The sequence below is a fragment of the Lacipirellula sp. genome (assembly GCF_965279485.1).
GTDB lineage: Bacteria > Planctomycetota > Planctomycetia > Pirellulales > Lacipirellulaceae > Lacipirellula.
In genome coordinates this window covers 1,458,670-1,473,027 of record NZ_CBDIIC010000001.1, presented here as the reverse complement: position 1 = coordinate 1,473,027, position 14,358 = coordinate 1,458,670, and the positions used below count along the sequence as shown (strand labels likewise).

Here is a 14,358-nt window from a genome sequence, read left to right as displayed (position 1 = left end):
ATCGATGCCGAACAGTCGCCCTACCGCTCCCCGGCGTACAGCAGTCGCCCGCAGGCGGTGCAGAAGACCGGCTTCCCCATCAGCAGATGGTTCTGCATATTCAGCGTCACCTGCTTGCCGCACCCTTCGCAGACGCCATCCTCCATTTTCGCCATGCCGTCGGCACCCTTGCCCCGAATGACGCGGCGATAGTCCTCGCGGAAGTCGGCTGGCAGATTCTTCTCGGCATCGCCCAGCTCCCCTTCGAGCCTCGCGATGTCGGCTGCGATCAGCTGACCTTCCTGCGCTACGACGTCACGGAACTTGGACAGCTCTGTCTTGCCGGCGGCCAGCCGCTCCTTCACTTCGACGACCACTGCTTCGAGCTGGTCGATCCGCTCCATCGTCTCCAGAATCTCGTCGGCCAGCACGCTGCCAGCCATCGTGGCGGCGGCGATCTGGTCGGTCATCGTCTGATACTCCTTATTGTTGCTGCAGGAGTTCAGCTTCACTTGCCAATCGGCGATGCGGCTTTCGTTCGACTTCAGGTCGAGCTGCTTCCGATCGCTGAGGGCCTTCGTCTGCTTGACGGTCTCTTGCGAGGCGGCGAGTTCAACGTCGAGCTTGGCCGAGTTCGCCTCGCGGGCTTTCACTTGCCGCGGACCCTTTTCCTGGCGCTCGCGCAGGTCGGAGAGTTGCCGGTGAATCCGGTGAAGTCGTTGCAGCAGTTCGGCGGAAAGCGCCATAAGTCGCGGCTCGCAGGGTGTCGTGGACCGTGCATTGTACCGCAGATTGAGGGGGGCGACAGCCGCCTGCAGCGGGCACGCTCCGTGTGCTGTGGTGCAGTCAGGGTGCCAAGAAATAGTACGCGGATCTTCGCGGATTGAACGGATACTCGCGGATAATACTGCAGTCGGATCCGCGTCCATCCGTTCAATCCGCGAAAATCCGCGTTCCATTCGTCAGTTTCGAAAACCCACGAAGCGAAAAAAATCGGCGCCGTGGAGCGAACTCCACGACGCCGATTGAATGGTTGTCGATTTTCCTAGCAAGGCCGATCGATCACTAAGCCACCAAACGGCAATCAGCCGGTTGCTCGTCCCAAGCCTCGCTCACTTGCTCTTGCGGCATGATCTGCGGGCTGTCGGCGACGTACTCGGCCAGTTCCGAGCTGCGCACGGGGTGCTGCAGCTTGGCGACGGCCTTCGCTTCGATTTGGCGAACCCGCTCGCGGGTTACCTTGAAGATCCGGCCGACCTCTTCGAGCGTGTAGCAGTAGCCGTCGGTCAGGCCGTACCGCAGGCGGATGATTTCCCGCTCGCGGAAGGTGAGGGTCTTCAGTAGGTCGTCGATCTTCTCGCGAAGCAGGCTATTGTTCGCCAGGTTCAGCGGGTTGTCGGTGTGCGAATCTTCGACGAACTCGCCGAAGCTGCAATCGTCGCCTTCGCCGATCGGGCGATCAAGGCTCACCGGCGTGCGGCCGATGTCCATCACGTGCAAGCTTTCTTCGAGGCTCACGCCCGCGGCAAGTGCCGTTTCCTCTGGCGTGGGCTGACGACCGAGTTCGTGTTGCAACCGCTTGGCGGTTTGCTGCAGCTTGCTGAGCACGTCGATCATGTGGACCGGGATGCGAATCGTGCGGGCCTGATCGGCGATCGCACGAGTGATCGCCTGACGAATCCACCACGTGGCGTAGGTGCTGAACTTGAAGCCGCGGCGATATTCGTACTTGTCGACCGCCCGCATCAGGCCCGTGTTGCCCTCTTGGATGAGGTCGAGGAAGCTCATCCCGCGGTTGCGGTACTTCTTGGCAATCGACACGACGAGCCGCAGGTTGCCGCTTGAGAGGTCGCGCTTCACGCGTTCGAACTCGGTGAGCTGCGTCCGCAGCAGGTCGCAGCGGTCGCGAAGGCTCTTCGGCGATTCGAGCGTTTGCATCATCAGCGCCTTTAGTTCGCGACGAACCGGGTTGATGCGATGTTGCGAGGCGCCTTCGGCCTTCAGCTGCTTGAGCTGAGCTTGCAGGCGATCCATGCGGCGCGAGACTTCTTCCAGCTGCTTCATCAGCGGCTGCACGCGGCGGGTACGGAGGCTCAGCTCTTCGACGAGCACGAGCATCTTGCGTTGACGACGGAGGAAGCGTTGACGAGCGGCCGCCTTCTCGGTGCCGCCGGCGCGGTTGTCGACCTGTACCGCGAAGTCGCGGCGCTGGGCCTGCATCAGCCGGCGAAGCGTCGGCAGGTTCACCGGCATGCGGGCCGAAACTTGCGTCTTCGTGAGACGCTCGGTCAGCGAGACCTTGATCGTGCGATCGAAGGGGAGCTCGCCCGCTTGAACGCGCTCCAGCACGCCGACCGTTGCTTCCAGGGCCATGAACGACCGCAGGATATTGCGACGAAAACGCTTGCGGGTGATTTCGATTTTCTTGGCGAGCGAGATTTCCTCTTCGCGCGACAACAGCGGGATCCGGCACATCTGCGAGAGGTACATCCGGATCGGGTCGTCGGTCAGCTTCGGGAGTTCGGCTGAAAGGTCTTCGCCGCTGACTTCGGCTTCGGCCAGGGCGGCGGCGACGCGGCGGGAAACGGAAGCTTCGCCTTCGACGAGCTTGATCCGCATGCCGTCGAGCAGGTCGAGCAGCGCCTCGACGTGAACCGAGTCGGTCGACTCATCGGGAAGGAAAGCGTTCGCCTGATCGTAGGTAAGATAGCCTTGCGTGCGAGCGAGCGCGGCAAGTTCGTTAAGGCGGGCGGCAAAGCGGGACATCTAAAACTCCTCCTGCACTTCCTGTGCAATGGAAAAGTTGGCGGGTCGGGAACTGGCAACTTCGTTCCCCGCCCTGGAAGGGAGGGGCTAGGGGAGGGATTCAAGACGTTCGTGTCGCACAACGACGCGGGAGTCGCAGCGACGGTCTGAAATCTCTCACCTATCCTCTCCCTGCGAGGGAGAGGAACCAAACTAACCAGTTCTCGCCAAGCACCTCACCCATCCGTGGGCGTGGAACCTGCTTGGCGGCGCTTCAAATCGTTGAACAAGGCGACCAGCGCGCGGTCTGCCTGTTCGGAGTCGAGTTGATTTGTTTTGAGCTCAGCCACAGTCATGCGATGGCGAGCTTCCGTGTGGCGACGTTCGCGATCGGCCAGCAAATCGCTGAACCGCTTCTGCACGTCGGCGTTTAGTTTGAGTTGGCCGACCTCGTCGCAGCCGACCAGCAGATTTTTCACTGCCGCGTCTTCGGTGGCGTTCATCAGGCTGGCAAAGGTGGGCGTGACGCCGTCGTGGTACATCTCCGCGGCCATCGCGTAAATTTGGCGAGCGATCGGATGTTCGACGTCTTCTTCGTGAATTTGTTCGAGCAGCGCGTCCATTAGGTCGCCCTGGCAGAGGACGATTTCCAGCAGCTCGCGATCCCAAGCGGAAAGCTTTTGCGGGGTGGGCTTCGGTTGGACGGGCGCAGATTGTTCGGCGTTGCGACCGAGCGGCGTGGAGCGCACCAGCGATGCCGCTGCTTGCCGCACGGCCTTCAGTCGCGTGCGAAGCGTTTCTTCGCCTAAACCAAATCGTCGAGCGACCTGGACGAGCATCTGCTGTTCGCGTACGAACGCGGTGCTGCTGGCCGACGCACCGGTCGGCAGCATCTTCGCGAGCGTCGCGAGAATCGCTTCAACCGCTTGCGCGGACTGATGCGGGGCAGCGCCTGGGGCCAATCCTTTGGTCACGGCATTGATCTTGTGTTCGAGGGCGTCGACCGACTGGGTAAGCAGTCGTCGAAATTCGTCGCTTCCGTGCGAGCGAATAACATCACACGGATCGGCCCCTTCTGGCAAGCTCAGAATTTTTAATTCGACTTCATGCGCCACAAACAGTGCTAGCAAGTTGTCGAGAATGTCGAGCGTGCGGTTCTGTCCCGCCGCATCGCCGTCGAGCACGAGCGTGATTTTGTCGGTGAATCTGCGGATGAGCGGGACGTGTTTTTCCCCCAGCGCGGTGCCGAGCACCGCCACCGCATGCTTCACGCCATGCTGGTGGGCCATGATGACGTCGGTGTAACCTTCCATCACCAAGACGCCCCCCTCCTTCGCGATTGCATCGCGGGCGAGATCGAGGGCGTAGAGCTCGCTGCTCTTGTTGAACAGCGGCGTCTCCGGGCTGTTGACGTACTTGGCGTCGTTGTCGCGCTTGAATTCAGGCAGCACGCGGCCGCCGAAGGCGATCGTCCGCGCGCGGGAATCGCGGATCGAAAACATCAACCGGCCGCGGAAACGATCGTAGTAGCCGCCGGCCTCGCGCTTGCCGATGAGGCCGACGCGCTCGAGCACCGCCGGCTGCCAGTTGGCCGTAGCGCCGCGCTTGAGCATCCAGTCCCACTCGTTCGGCGAGAAGCCGATATGGAACGTGGCGATGCTCTCTTCATTGACGCCGCGATCGGCGAGATAGCGGCGGGCTGGTTCAGCGCCAGGGCTTCGCAACAAGCACTGGTGGAACTGTTCCTCCGCCCAGGCCATCGCCTTCAGGAGATTGCGGCGCTCGAACGGATTGTCGGCCTGGTTTTGCTGTCGGTCAGCCGGAGCGAGGCTGACGCCGGCACGTTCGGCCAGCATCTCGAGCGCTTCGCGGAATTCCATCCCTTCGGCGCGCATGACGAAAGTAAAGATATCGCCGCCGACGTCGCACGGCCAGCATTTGAACGACTGGCGATCAGGGTTCACTGTGAAGCTTGGCTTGGCGTCATCGTGCCACGGGCAAAGCCCGACGAAGCTGCGTCCCTGCCGCCGCAGGGCGATGTAGCCGCCGATCAGGTCGACGATGTCGATGGCCTGACGAATCTGTTCCTTGGCGTCCTGCAAACTCGAAAGCGACACGCGCGGACAATCCCTTCAAACGGCTACCAATCGAGGCGACTCCAGTAACCGATGATTGTAGCGGACGGCGGCGGAGCAGGGCATCGCTCCCGACGGAATCAGCCGTCAAATTGCTACTTAGCAAGCGCTACCGCCGCATCAATCGACTGGCGCCGACCGCGTTTCCGGCCGAGCGGCGACCTTGACGGTCAGGTCGACGCTTTTCGGTTTGCCGCGCGCGCTCCGCACCAGCTTCACGGGAACATCCGTTCCGATCGGAGTCGCGGCGATCGCTCGGCTGAGGAGCGTGGGATCGGAGAACTCGACGCCGTTCCACGACAGGATCACGTCGAATGGTCGCAGCCCGGCTTCTGCGGCGGGCGTGTTGCGATCGACCGAAGTGACCAGCACCCCCTCGCCTCGTTCGAGTCCGAGTTCGCGAGCGATGTCGTCGGTAACTTCGTTGGGGCTCACCCCGAGGAATCCACGCAGCACGTATCCGTGCTCGCGGATTTGATCGTAGCTCGCCTTGGCGAGCTCGCTCGGCACCGAGAAGCTGATCCCTTGGTACGACGGGCCGATGATTGCCGTGTTGATGCCGACGACCTTGCCTTCATGGTTCACGAGCGGGCCGCCGCTGTTGCCGGGGTTCACGGCGGCGTCGGTTTGCAGGAACTCTTGAATGACGCGCGTGCCAGTGATGCCGCGACGTTCCTTGGCGCTCAGAATGCCAGAGGTGATGCTTTTTTCTAGGCCGAAGGGACTGCCGAGGGCCCAGACGATGTCGCCGACTTGCAGTTCGTTGCTATCGCCCCATTCGGCGGGGACGAGGTCCTTCAGGTCGGTCTTCAGAACAGCGAGGTCGGTCATGGGGTCGATGCCAACGACGACAGCGTCAACGTCGCGGCGGCCGTCGCTGAGTTTGATTTCGGCCGTCTCCACGCCTTCAATCACATGGTTATTCGTGAGGATGTATCCCTCTTTGTCGATGATGACGCCCGAACCTTGGCCCTCGGCGCGACCGCGCTTCGTACTAATGTTCACGACGCTGGGCTGCACCGTTTGCGCGAGCATGCGGTAGCCGTTGGAGATTTGGTCGAGCTTGAAGTCCTTCAAGTTCGCCCGAGCCACGTCGAGGCGAGCGCGTTCACGAGCCGATGTGAGCGAGTACTCAATCCGGTAGACGAACGACGGGGCGACCAGAATGATCACCAGGACGGTGAAGACCCACAGCAGACGCTTGAGCCGGAGGCCTTCTTCCTCGCGGCGAGCGTCAACGGTCCAGACTTCGCTCATCGGTCGGTTGCGAACCGGCGGGGGCGTCGTGGTGATCAGATCAGCGCCCCACGGCGATTGGTCTGGCGGGAGAGATTCATGCTGCATGACGCGGTTCCTGAAACGTTCCGTGCCAGGAGGGAATAGAAGACGCCCTCACTGGCTTCCGTCACCCTTGCTTACGAATCTACCGCTTCGGATGATCGCGCCGATGGAATGGCGGATCAAAGAAACGCCGCGAGCCAGCATTCGCGGCATTCTTATCAGCCATTATACTGCTGCAGAGCGTTGCGGGCAGCGTTTCCGCAAAATGCCCGCAACCGCAAAAATCCGAAAACCCCGCCCGAGCCCATTCCGCGATGCCCAGCCGTTACTTTCCGCCAGCACAACGGGCCTCGCCGGAGGGGTTGGTGGCTATTGGGGGCCGCCTGTCGACCAATTGGCTGCTCGACGCCTACCGCCACGGAATCTTTCCCTGGCCGTCAAATTCTTATGAGCCGATGCTCTGGTGGTCGCCCGATCCCCGGGCCATTTTGCCGCTCGATCGGATGTACGTTTCGCGGCGGCTGGAGCGGCGACTACGGAGCGAGGAGTTTCAAGCAACGTGCGACACCGCCTTCGCGGAGGTGATCAGCGCGTGTGCGACGGGGCCGGGGAGGGAAGGGGGGACCTGGATCACCCCTGAGATGGTCGCAGCTTACACGGAGTTGCACCGACTGGGGCACGCGCATTCCGTTGAGATCTGGCGCGAAGGACGGTTGGCCGGCGGCGTGTACGGCATCGCAATCGGCGGGCTGTTCGCCGCGGAGAGCATGTTCTACCGTTCACGCGATGGGTCGAAGGCGGCGCTCGCGCGACTTGTCGGCCATTTGCGGGCGCGCGGCTTCGCACTGCTTGATGTGCAGCAAGCGACTGGGCACACGGAGAGCCTTGGAGTCGTGGAGATCACGCGCAAGGCGTATCTCAAACGGTTAGAAGTCGCAGTGGAACTGCCTGCCGAGTTTGGCGGCACGCTTGAAGAATGGGAACGCTCGTAGTGGGTTAGAACGGCAACTGCCCCATCAGGATGAGCACCAGCAAGATGACGGCAACGACGCTCAGTAGTCCGCTTGGTCCATAGCCCCAGTTCGTCGAATGTGGCCAACGGGGCACTGCCCCCAACAGGAGCAGGATGACGACAATGAGTAGGATCGTGCCGATCATGAAATCAAGCCTTCGCGCTGCACGCGTAATCTAGAGTCAACGACTGCTAGTTACTTGTTTACCTCGACGTCAACGCCGCCAGCGCTGATATCGACGGCTTTGTCATCCTTGCGGTCGACTTCAACGTCGACGTCACCGGTATCGCGATCCCGCTCGACTTCCAACGTTCGGTTGGGCGTCTCGACTTCGAGAACCTTCTCTTTGTTCTCGCATCCGAGCGACACGAGCATCGCGGCTCCGAGCAGCATCGGTGGGAGCGAGCAGGCGGTGAGTAGTTCGGAAAACTTCATCTTTGTTCCCCTCTGTGAAGTTGCCGTCGAACGGCGAAGTTTGGCGTTGCGAGGTTGCGTTGCGACAGTTCGTCGCTGATGCGGAACCGACTACGCAACACCCGTGCCACAGTGGGTGAATGCAGAAATCGCCGAGAAAAGAGCCACTCGCAGAGGTAGTGAACGGCTGAGAGGTGTGGCTGCGTAACGACCAATCGCGCCCGATTGGTCGGATTAGCGAATGCGTGACCAGTCGGGGGCGACTGATTCGATCGGCTTGAGGGGATGCGGTGCGTGGGGCATTCCAGTCCTGGCTCAGCCAGGAGGAGCCTCACGCGCTACGATCCCCGGCGGAATGGATGCTCACCCCCGGGTGGAGCCGGGCTAGATGGGGCGTGCCGCCAGCGTTTGACCAGCTACGAATCGAAGTTGGAATCAGATTCCGAGTAGGGTGCGTCGCCGATGGCGAATGACTGCGTCATGCGCTGGTTCCCTTCGCCTTCGGCCGGGGTCGCGGGGAGTTCGAGCGTGAACTTGCTGCCGCGGCCGACGGTGCTGTCGACCTGCACCTGACCCCCATGTTCTTCGAGGATCTTGCGGGTCACGGGGAGACCCAGACCGGTGCCGCGGCCTCCCTTGCGCGAGACGAAGACGGTGAAGATTGCCTCGAGGTCGTCGGGAGCGATGCCGCCGCCGTTGTCCTCGACCGTAATCTGGGCAGTCTTCGCGTCGTCGTCGTAGCGAGTGGCGACAATGACTTTGCCTTGCTCGGCCTCGTCGCAGGCGTCGATCGCGTTGGTGACGACGTTGAGAATCGCCCGGTGGAGGGCTTCAGGGTCGAACATCAGCATCGGCATATCGGTCGCCGGCTGCCAGACGAGTTCAACCGACAGTTCCTGGGCACGGCTGGCCATCAATTCCACCACCTCGGAGGTGATTTCATTGAGATTTGCTGGCCGCGGCTCGGGCTCCCGCTCCTTGCTGAACGTAAGCATGTCCATCACGAGCGTCGAGATTCGCTCCTGATTTCGCTCGACAATCGCCCAACCTTTGCGGATTGTGTCGACGGCTTTCTGCTCGGCGGCTTCGTCGCGCTCGCCGCTCTTGGCCATCGAATCGTGATCGCCCAAGCCGAGTTCGATCAGGTAACTACCGCCTCGAACGCCCTGCAAGATGTTCTTGATATGGTGCGACAGCGAGGCGATCGTTTGGCCGACGGCTGCGAGGCGTTCCGCCTGGACGAGCGCCTTGTAGTAGGAGGTATCTTCGACGGCGAGCGCGGCTTGGTGCGCGATCGCGATCATCAGCCGCAGATGCTCTTCGGTGAACTGATTGGTTCCCTTGGCGGCGAGCATCTTCTGCGGCGATACTGCGGTGTCGATGTAAATGACGCCGACGACCTCGTAGCGTCCCTGCATTGGCACGCAGATCGCCTCGCGAACGCCGAGACTGACGATGCTCTGAGCCGGATCCCAGCGAGAGTCGTCGCGGGCGTTGCTGGTAAGTACGCCTTCGTTCTGCTCGACGACGTAATCGAGGATCGTTTTACTGATGCTGATCTTCTCTTCGGTGCGCATCCCGCGTCGATGGCGGCGCACCTTGGGAGTTAGTTTGCCTGTCTCCAAATCCTTCAGCATGATGCAGCCGCGGTCGGCTTCGACCCAGTCGAAGATCATGTCCATGATCCTCGCCAGCAGCTGGTCGATGTCCATTGTGTGGCTGACCGCGAGCGCCGTGCGATACATGATTTGCAGGTTGCTGCGCGCCCGGGCGAGCCAGGGGTTCGACGAACCGCGGGCGTCTGGCATCAGCCATTCGCTGCCGCCGGTTTGGCCGAGCGAGGCGACGATACGCGAGCCGTCGTCGATTGAGTTCGACATCGGCACAATGTCGACTTGCCCGGCGGCGTCTTCGACGCGGTCGTCGATGAAGCCGGTGTAGAGAAGCAGCGACCGGCCAACCTGCACTTGATCGCCGCTAGTGAGCTCGTGCTCACTGACAATCTTGCCGTTAACGAACGTACCGTTGGAACTCCCCAGATCGCGAACCGCGTAGGAGTTGCCTTTGCGAATCAGTTCGGCGTGATTGCGCGAAACTTCAGTGTCGTGCAGCCGAATCGAATGGGTGTGCGTGCGCCCGATGGTGTGGACGGCTTCCTCAAGTTGGAAGCGCGAACCTTGATCGCGGCCCTGAATGACAAACAACGAAGCCACGCGAGTATGTTCTCTCGGTAGACGAGCGGGAGTCGGGCGCCTACGTGCGACTTCCCAGAAGCTCTTCGATTCTACGGATGAGCGCTGGGTATTGGTAGGGCTTCGCGACGAACTCTGCGGCCGGGAAACGACTTGCGCTCCGCTTAAAGGCGCCGAGCACAACGATTGGGGCGTCGTTACGGGCCGCCGCAGCGACGAGCCGCGCCGCAGAATCTTCACAAATGCCGCCGTGCGGTTCGGCGTCGACGACGATCAAGTCGGGTTGCGCAGCGGCGGCAAGCTGCGCGGCCCGCGAAGTTTCACGAGCTTCGAGCACCTCGGTTCCGTTACGGGCGAGGAGCGAACTGAGGACGTCTCGCGATTCACGCGAATGGTCGACGATTAAAACGCGCGCAGTGGGAGACACGATCGACTCTCCGGCGATGCGAAGTTGGGAGGGATAGCGAAGTGGGTCGCTCAGTCAGGCGGGGCGGGGAGCATAGGGACCGACCGCGGCCCAGTGGAAGGCCACTTTGTCACGGCGGCGTGCGCTGAGAAGTACAGGGAAAGTTGCCTGCGAATCACGCGAATAAAAATCAGGTGGAGGAAGAGCTCGACTCATACGTAGTTTATTCGCGATCATTCGCGTAATTCGCGGCCGAATTCGCATTTCAAAGGCCCAAAGAATCCGCCTCAGAACTGCTCTTTACGGCAAACCGGTCGCCCGGCACAATACCCGCCGAATTCAACCCCTCCGCCCCAATCCCGCATGGCAACATACGGGGGCGTCTCGTTAGCCCCTGGGCGGGCCCCAGAATCGTCTGGTCATGGATGGCCAGGTACAAGCAAGGAGTGCTGACGTGAAAAAGCTGCTGATTTCAGCTGCAGTCGCTGGATTGTTCTCTTCCGCCGCGATGCCGGCCTTCGCGCAAACCGCCCCCGCGGCGGCTCCGGCTGCGACTGGCTTCTCCGCCGGCGCTAACGCCTCGCGTTACCACATCGCCGTCGTCGACATCAGCTTCATCTTCAAGAACTACCCCGTCTTCACGCAGCAGATCGAGAAGCTGAAGCAGGAGATGGAAACTGCCGACGGCACGCTTCGCGCTCAACGCGACAGCCTCGTCGCCATGGAAGAACAGCGCAACGCGCTGAAGCCGGGCTCCGCGGAATTCAAGACGCTCGACGAAAGCCTAGCCCACAAGAAGGCTGAATTCAGCATTCAGCAGGGCAAGGTTCGTCGCGACTTCATGGAAAAAGAAGCCCAGGTCTACCACTACTGCTACACGCAAGTGTCGGCCAAGGTGAAGGACTACGCGAAGGCGAATCAAATCGGTTTGGTCTTGCGGTTCACGGGCGAAGACGAGCCGAATCCTGGGACCGCGGCTGCCCCTCTCGATCGCGAGGCAGTGATGCGGATGATCATGAACCCGATTATCCATCAGAGCGCCATCGACATTACGCCTGACGTGTTGATGACGCTTGGCGTCGACGTTCGCAAGCTTCCGCCGCAGCAGACCGGCGTGCCGTCGACTGCGACGCAGCCTGCCCAAGGCTTCAATCAGTTGAAGTAAGCCGATTGACGTAGTTACTGCGGCGGCGCCTCCGAATCAGCGGTGGGCGCCGCCGCTTTCTCTTGCGATCATCCGCGGGAATCGCCGCCCGCCTCTCAGGTCCGACTGCGCATGATTTCGTCTCGCATGCAACAAACGATCGCCGCCCGCGCCGTCGTCGCCGGGTTTGGCTACTGGAGCGGCCGCGACGTGCGGATTGAATTCCGTCCCGCTGCCGCTGGAGCCGGCGTCACGTTCGTGCGGAGCGACCTGGGCGCCTCGGCCCGCATTCCCGCTCGCGTTGATTTGCGAGTTGAAGTTCCGCGCCGTACGAATTTGCGTCAGGGCAAGATCGAAGTCGAGATGGTCGAGCATGTGCTCGCCGCGCTTTCGGGACTCGGCATCGACAACTGCGAAGTTTGGACCAACCATCCCGAAATGCCCGGCTGCGACGGCTCGTCGGCCGCGTTCGTCGACGCTCTGGTGCGGGCGGGCGTCGTTTCGCAAGGGATCGCAGCGAAGCGCGTCGCGATCACTGAAACAATTCGCGTTACCGAAGGCGAATCTTGGATTGAAGCTCGCCCCTCCGCGAAAAATCAATTCTCCATCGAATACCAACTCCACTACCCGGCGGCTCCCGTGATCGGACGGCAAGTAGCCCGCGTGGTGGTCACCCCCGAGCGGTTCCGTAGTGAGCTTGCTCCGTGTCGCACATTTTTGCTACAGACCGAGGCCGACCAACTTCGTCGCCAAGGATTGGGCGTTCGCGTGACGAATCGCGACCTCCTGGTCTTCGACGAACGCGGTCCGATTGACAATCGCCTTCGTTTTCCGAACGAATGCGCCCGACACAAAGCACTCGATGTTCTCGGCGACTTGGCCCTCGCGGGCTGCCGGTTCATCGGCGAATTTACCGCGTACCGCAGCGGTCATCGACTCCACGCGGAGCTGACGCGGCAGTTAGTCGACCGGTTCGTCACGACGGCGTGGCGAGCCAGCGCTTAACGGCCCTGAATCAGGCGGATGTAGAAAGAGACCAACATGGCTACCAGCATTGCAGCGAACGCTTGGGTCGATCCCCGGGCGGAAATCGACGAAGAAGTCGTCATCGGCCCCTTCTGCACGATCGGCGCGGGTGCGCGGATCGGTCGCGGAACCCGACTCCATAACAACGTGACCTTGATGGGGAACGTCACCCTCGGCGCCGACAACGTTCTGTTTCCGAACGTCGTTATCGGCGCTGAGCCGCAAGACTACAGCTACCAAGGGAGCGACACGGCCGTCGTCATCGGCGACGGCAACACGTTCCGCGAGGGCGTGACCGTCAATCGCGCCAGCGAGAAGGAAGACGGCGTCACCAGCATCGGCGACAACAACTTCCTGATGGGCAACTGCCACGTCGCCCATGACTGTAAACTCGGCAGCCACATCTTGATTGCTAATGGCTCGCTGCTGGCAGGTCATGTGCATATTCACGACTTTGCCTCGGTTTCCGGCGGCGTCACGATCCATCAGTTCGTGACGATCGGTAGCTACTCGTTCATTAGCGCTCTGAGTCGCGCTCTGCACGACGTGCCGCCGTTCATGCTGGTCGAAGGGATTCCGGCCCGGCCGCGGTGCATCAACATCGTCGCCTTGAAGCGGAACGACTTCACCGCCGAACGCGTCGAATTCATCGCCGCCGCCCACCGTTTGCTTTACCGGTCGAAGGTCGGCCTGAGCCACGCCCGCGAAATTCTGCGGACGAACAACCAAATCTCGCCCGACGTGGAGACGCTCCTGGCGTTCATCGAAGGGCAACAAGTCGGAAAGCATGGCCGCGGCCGCGAAGTTCGGAGGGCCGCATGAGTCGCTTGCGTCTCGCCGTCATCGGCGTCGGTCATTTGGGCAAGATTCATGCGAAGCTTGCCGCCGGTATTCCTGAAATTGAGCTCGTCGCCGTCGTCGACTCGCGGCCTGAAGCCCGCGAAGCGCTGGCGAAGGAAACGGGCGCTCGGCCGGTGGCTCATTTTCGTGAATTGATCGGCGAGATCGACGGCGCGATTGTGGCGACGCCGACAGTGACTCATTTCGACGTGGCGTCGGAGCTGATCCGCGCCGGCGTCCATGTGTTCGTCGAAAAGCCGATCACGCCGACCGTCCGCGAAGCCGACGAACTGGTGCAACTGGCCCGTCGTCGGCAGATTGTGCTGCAAGTCGGTCACGTCGAACGCTTCAACCCGGCGCTCGTGAGCGTCCAAGACCGGCTACAAGAACCAAAGTTCATCGAAGCGCGTCGCCAGAGCGGATATACGTTCCGCTCGACCGACGTCGGCGTGATCATGGATCTGATGATTCATGATATCGATGCGACGCTTTCGCTTGTGAAATCACCTGTCACTTCCGTCGACGCCGTAGGGATCTCGGTCCTCGGCGATCACGAAGACATGGTTAGTGCACGGCTCCACTTCGCGAGCGGCGCGGTGGCGAACCTCATTGCCTCGCGGGCGAGCTATGCTCCGGCGCGATCGATGCAGGTTTTGACGCCGACGTGCTTCGCATCGATCGACTTCGCGACGCGGAAGTCGACCATCGTCGAGCCGCGGCTCGACGTGCTGCAGCGCGACTTCCATGTGAACGAGCTGAGCGACGAAACTCGCACTCATTTGCGGGAGCGGCTGTTCGAGGAACTGCTCGTGAAGAGCGAGGTTCCTGCAGTGGAATCTAACGCCATCGAACAAGAACAACGCGATTTTGCCGAAGCAATTCGGACAGGCCGCGAGCCACGGGTCACCGGCGCTGACGGCCGCGATGCGGTCGCGGTGGCGGAGCTTGTGCTCGAATCGGTTCGTCAGCACCAATGGGATGGCGCCAACAGCCGTCGCGTGGGTCACCTCGCGTCGCCGATGTTGCCGCTGCCGATGGTCGCGGCGGTCGACGAGTGGGCGACGGATGATACGGTGATTCTGCGGCGCAAGGCTGGCTAACTGGCCGTTGTTAGCGCCTTGTCAAACGCGGTACACGCGGGGGCGAGACGCCCCGGCTCGCTGGGCTTAGTATTTCACTCTGC

Annotated in this window: 13 protein-coding genes; 5 read left to right on the top strand and 8 right to left on the bottom strand. The window is 61.6% G+C overall.

Annotated features, from left to right (window positions below; genetic code table 11):
- Positions 1 to 20: 20 nt before the first annotated feature.
- The 4 genes from ACQY7R_RS06260 to ACQY7R_RS06245 form a co-directional block, all read right to left on the bottom strand.
- Positions 21 to 725 carry a zinc ribbon domain-containing protein gene (locus ACQY7R_RS06260; protein ID WP_428304730.1) on the bottom strand — a complete coding sequence of 235 codons (705 nt, stop codon included), beginning with the start codon at positions 723 to 725 and terminating at the stop codon, positions 21 to 23.
- A 319-nt stretch (positions 726 to 1,044) separates the two neighbouring features.
- The gene (locus ACQY7R_RS06255; RefSeq protein ID WP_428304729.1) at positions 1,045 to 2,745 is read right to left on the bottom strand and encodes a sigma-70 family RNA polymerase sigma factor; all 1,701 of its coding nucleotides are present in this window, start codon (positions 2,743 to 2,745) and stop codon (positions 1,045 to 1,047) included.
- 215 nt (positions 2,746 to 2,960) lie between these two features.
- The gene (gene dnaG / locus ACQY7R_RS06250) at positions 2,961 to 4,841 is read right to left on the bottom strand and encodes a DNA primase (RefSeq protein ID WP_428304728.1); all 1,881 of its coding nucleotides are present in this window, start codon (positions 4,839 to 4,841) and stop codon (positions 2,961 to 2,963) included.
- A 138-nt stretch (positions 4,842 to 4,979) separates the two neighbouring features.
- Positions 4,980 to 6,203, bottom strand: coding sequence for a S1C family serine protease (locus ACQY7R_RS06245; protein WP_428304727.1), 1,224 nt, complete (start codon positions 6,201 to 6,203; stop codon positions 4,980 to 4,982).
- Between the two features lie 251 nt (positions 6,204 to 6,454).
- On the opposite strand from ACQY7R_RS06245, the gene aat reads away from it, so the two are divergent.
- A complete protein-coding gene (gene aat, locus ACQY7R_RS06240) occupies positions 6,455 to 7,132 on the top strand; it encodes a leucyl/phenylalanyl-tRNA--protein transferase (protein ID WP_428304726.1) in 678 nt (225 codons plus the stop codon).
- A 4-nt stretch (positions 7,133 to 7,136) separates the two neighbouring features.
- On the opposite strand, the gene ACQY7R_RS06235 is transcribed toward aat, so the two are convergent.
- From ACQY7R_RS06235 to ACQY7R_RS06220, 4 genes are all read right to left on the bottom strand, one after another.
- The gene (locus ACQY7R_RS06235) at positions 7,137 to 7,298 is read right to left on the bottom strand and encodes a DUF3309 domain-containing protein (protein WP_152098382.1); all 162 of its coding nucleotides are present in this window, start codon (positions 7,296 to 7,298) and stop codon (positions 7,137 to 7,139) included.
- 50 nt (positions 7,299 to 7,348) lie between these two features.
- Complete coding sequence (locus tag ACQY7R_RS06230; RefSeq protein WP_428304725.1) at positions 7,349 to 7,588, bottom strand: hypothetical protein; 240 nt, start codon at positions 7,586 to 7,588, stop codon at positions 7,349 to 7,351.
- A gap of 395 nt (positions 7,589 to 7,983) precedes the next feature.
- Positions 7,984 to 9,780 (bottom strand): ATP-binding protein, encoded by a 1,797-nt coding sequence (locus ACQY7R_RS06225; RefSeq protein WP_428304724.1) that lies wholly within the window; start codon positions 9,778 to 9,780, stop codon positions 7,984 to 7,986.
- A gap of 40 nt (positions 9,781 to 9,820) precedes the next feature.
- Positions 9,821 to 10,186, bottom strand: a complete 366-nt coding sequence (locus tag ACQY7R_RS06220; protein ID WP_428304723.1) for a response regulator — start codon at positions 10,184 to 10,186, stop codon at positions 9,821 to 9,823.
- Between the two features lie 433 nt (positions 10,187 to 10,619).
- On the opposite strand from ACQY7R_RS06220, the gene ACQY7R_RS06215 reads away from it, so the two are divergent.
- The 4 genes from ACQY7R_RS06215 to ACQY7R_RS06200 all read left to right on the top strand — a co-directional run bounded on the left by ACQY7R_RS06215 (position 10,620) and on the right by ACQY7R_RS06200 (position 14,275).
- Positions 10,620 to 11,330: an OmpH family outer membrane protein gene (locus ACQY7R_RS06215; protein ID WP_428304722.1), complete on the top strand. Its 711-nt coding sequence runs from the start codon at positions 10,620 to 10,622 to the stop codon at positions 11,328 to 11,330.
- A gap of 111 nt (positions 11,331 to 11,441) precedes the next feature.
- Positions 11,442 to 12,314, top strand: a complete 873-nt coding sequence (gene lpxC, locus ACQY7R_RS06210; protein WP_428304721.1) for a UDP-3-O-acyl-N-acetylglucosamine deacetylase — start codon at positions 11,442 to 11,444, stop codon at positions 12,312 to 12,314.
- 36 nt (positions 12,315 to 12,350) lie between these two features.
- Positions 12,351 to 13,157, top strand: coding sequence for an acyl-ACP--UDP-N-acetylglucosamine O-acyltransferase (lpxA, locus tag ACQY7R_RS06205; RefSeq protein ID WP_428304720.1), 807 nt, complete (start codon positions 12,351 to 12,353; stop codon positions 13,155 to 13,157).
- Positions 13,154 to 14,275, top strand: coding sequence for a Gfo/Idh/MocA family protein (locus tag ACQY7R_RS06200; protein WP_428304719.1), 1,122 nt, complete (start codon positions 13,154 to 13,156; stop codon positions 14,273 to 14,275). Before lpxA ends, ACQY7R_RS06200 begins: the two co-directional genes overlap by 4 nt.
- Positions 14,276 to 14,358: the final 83 nt, after the last annotated feature.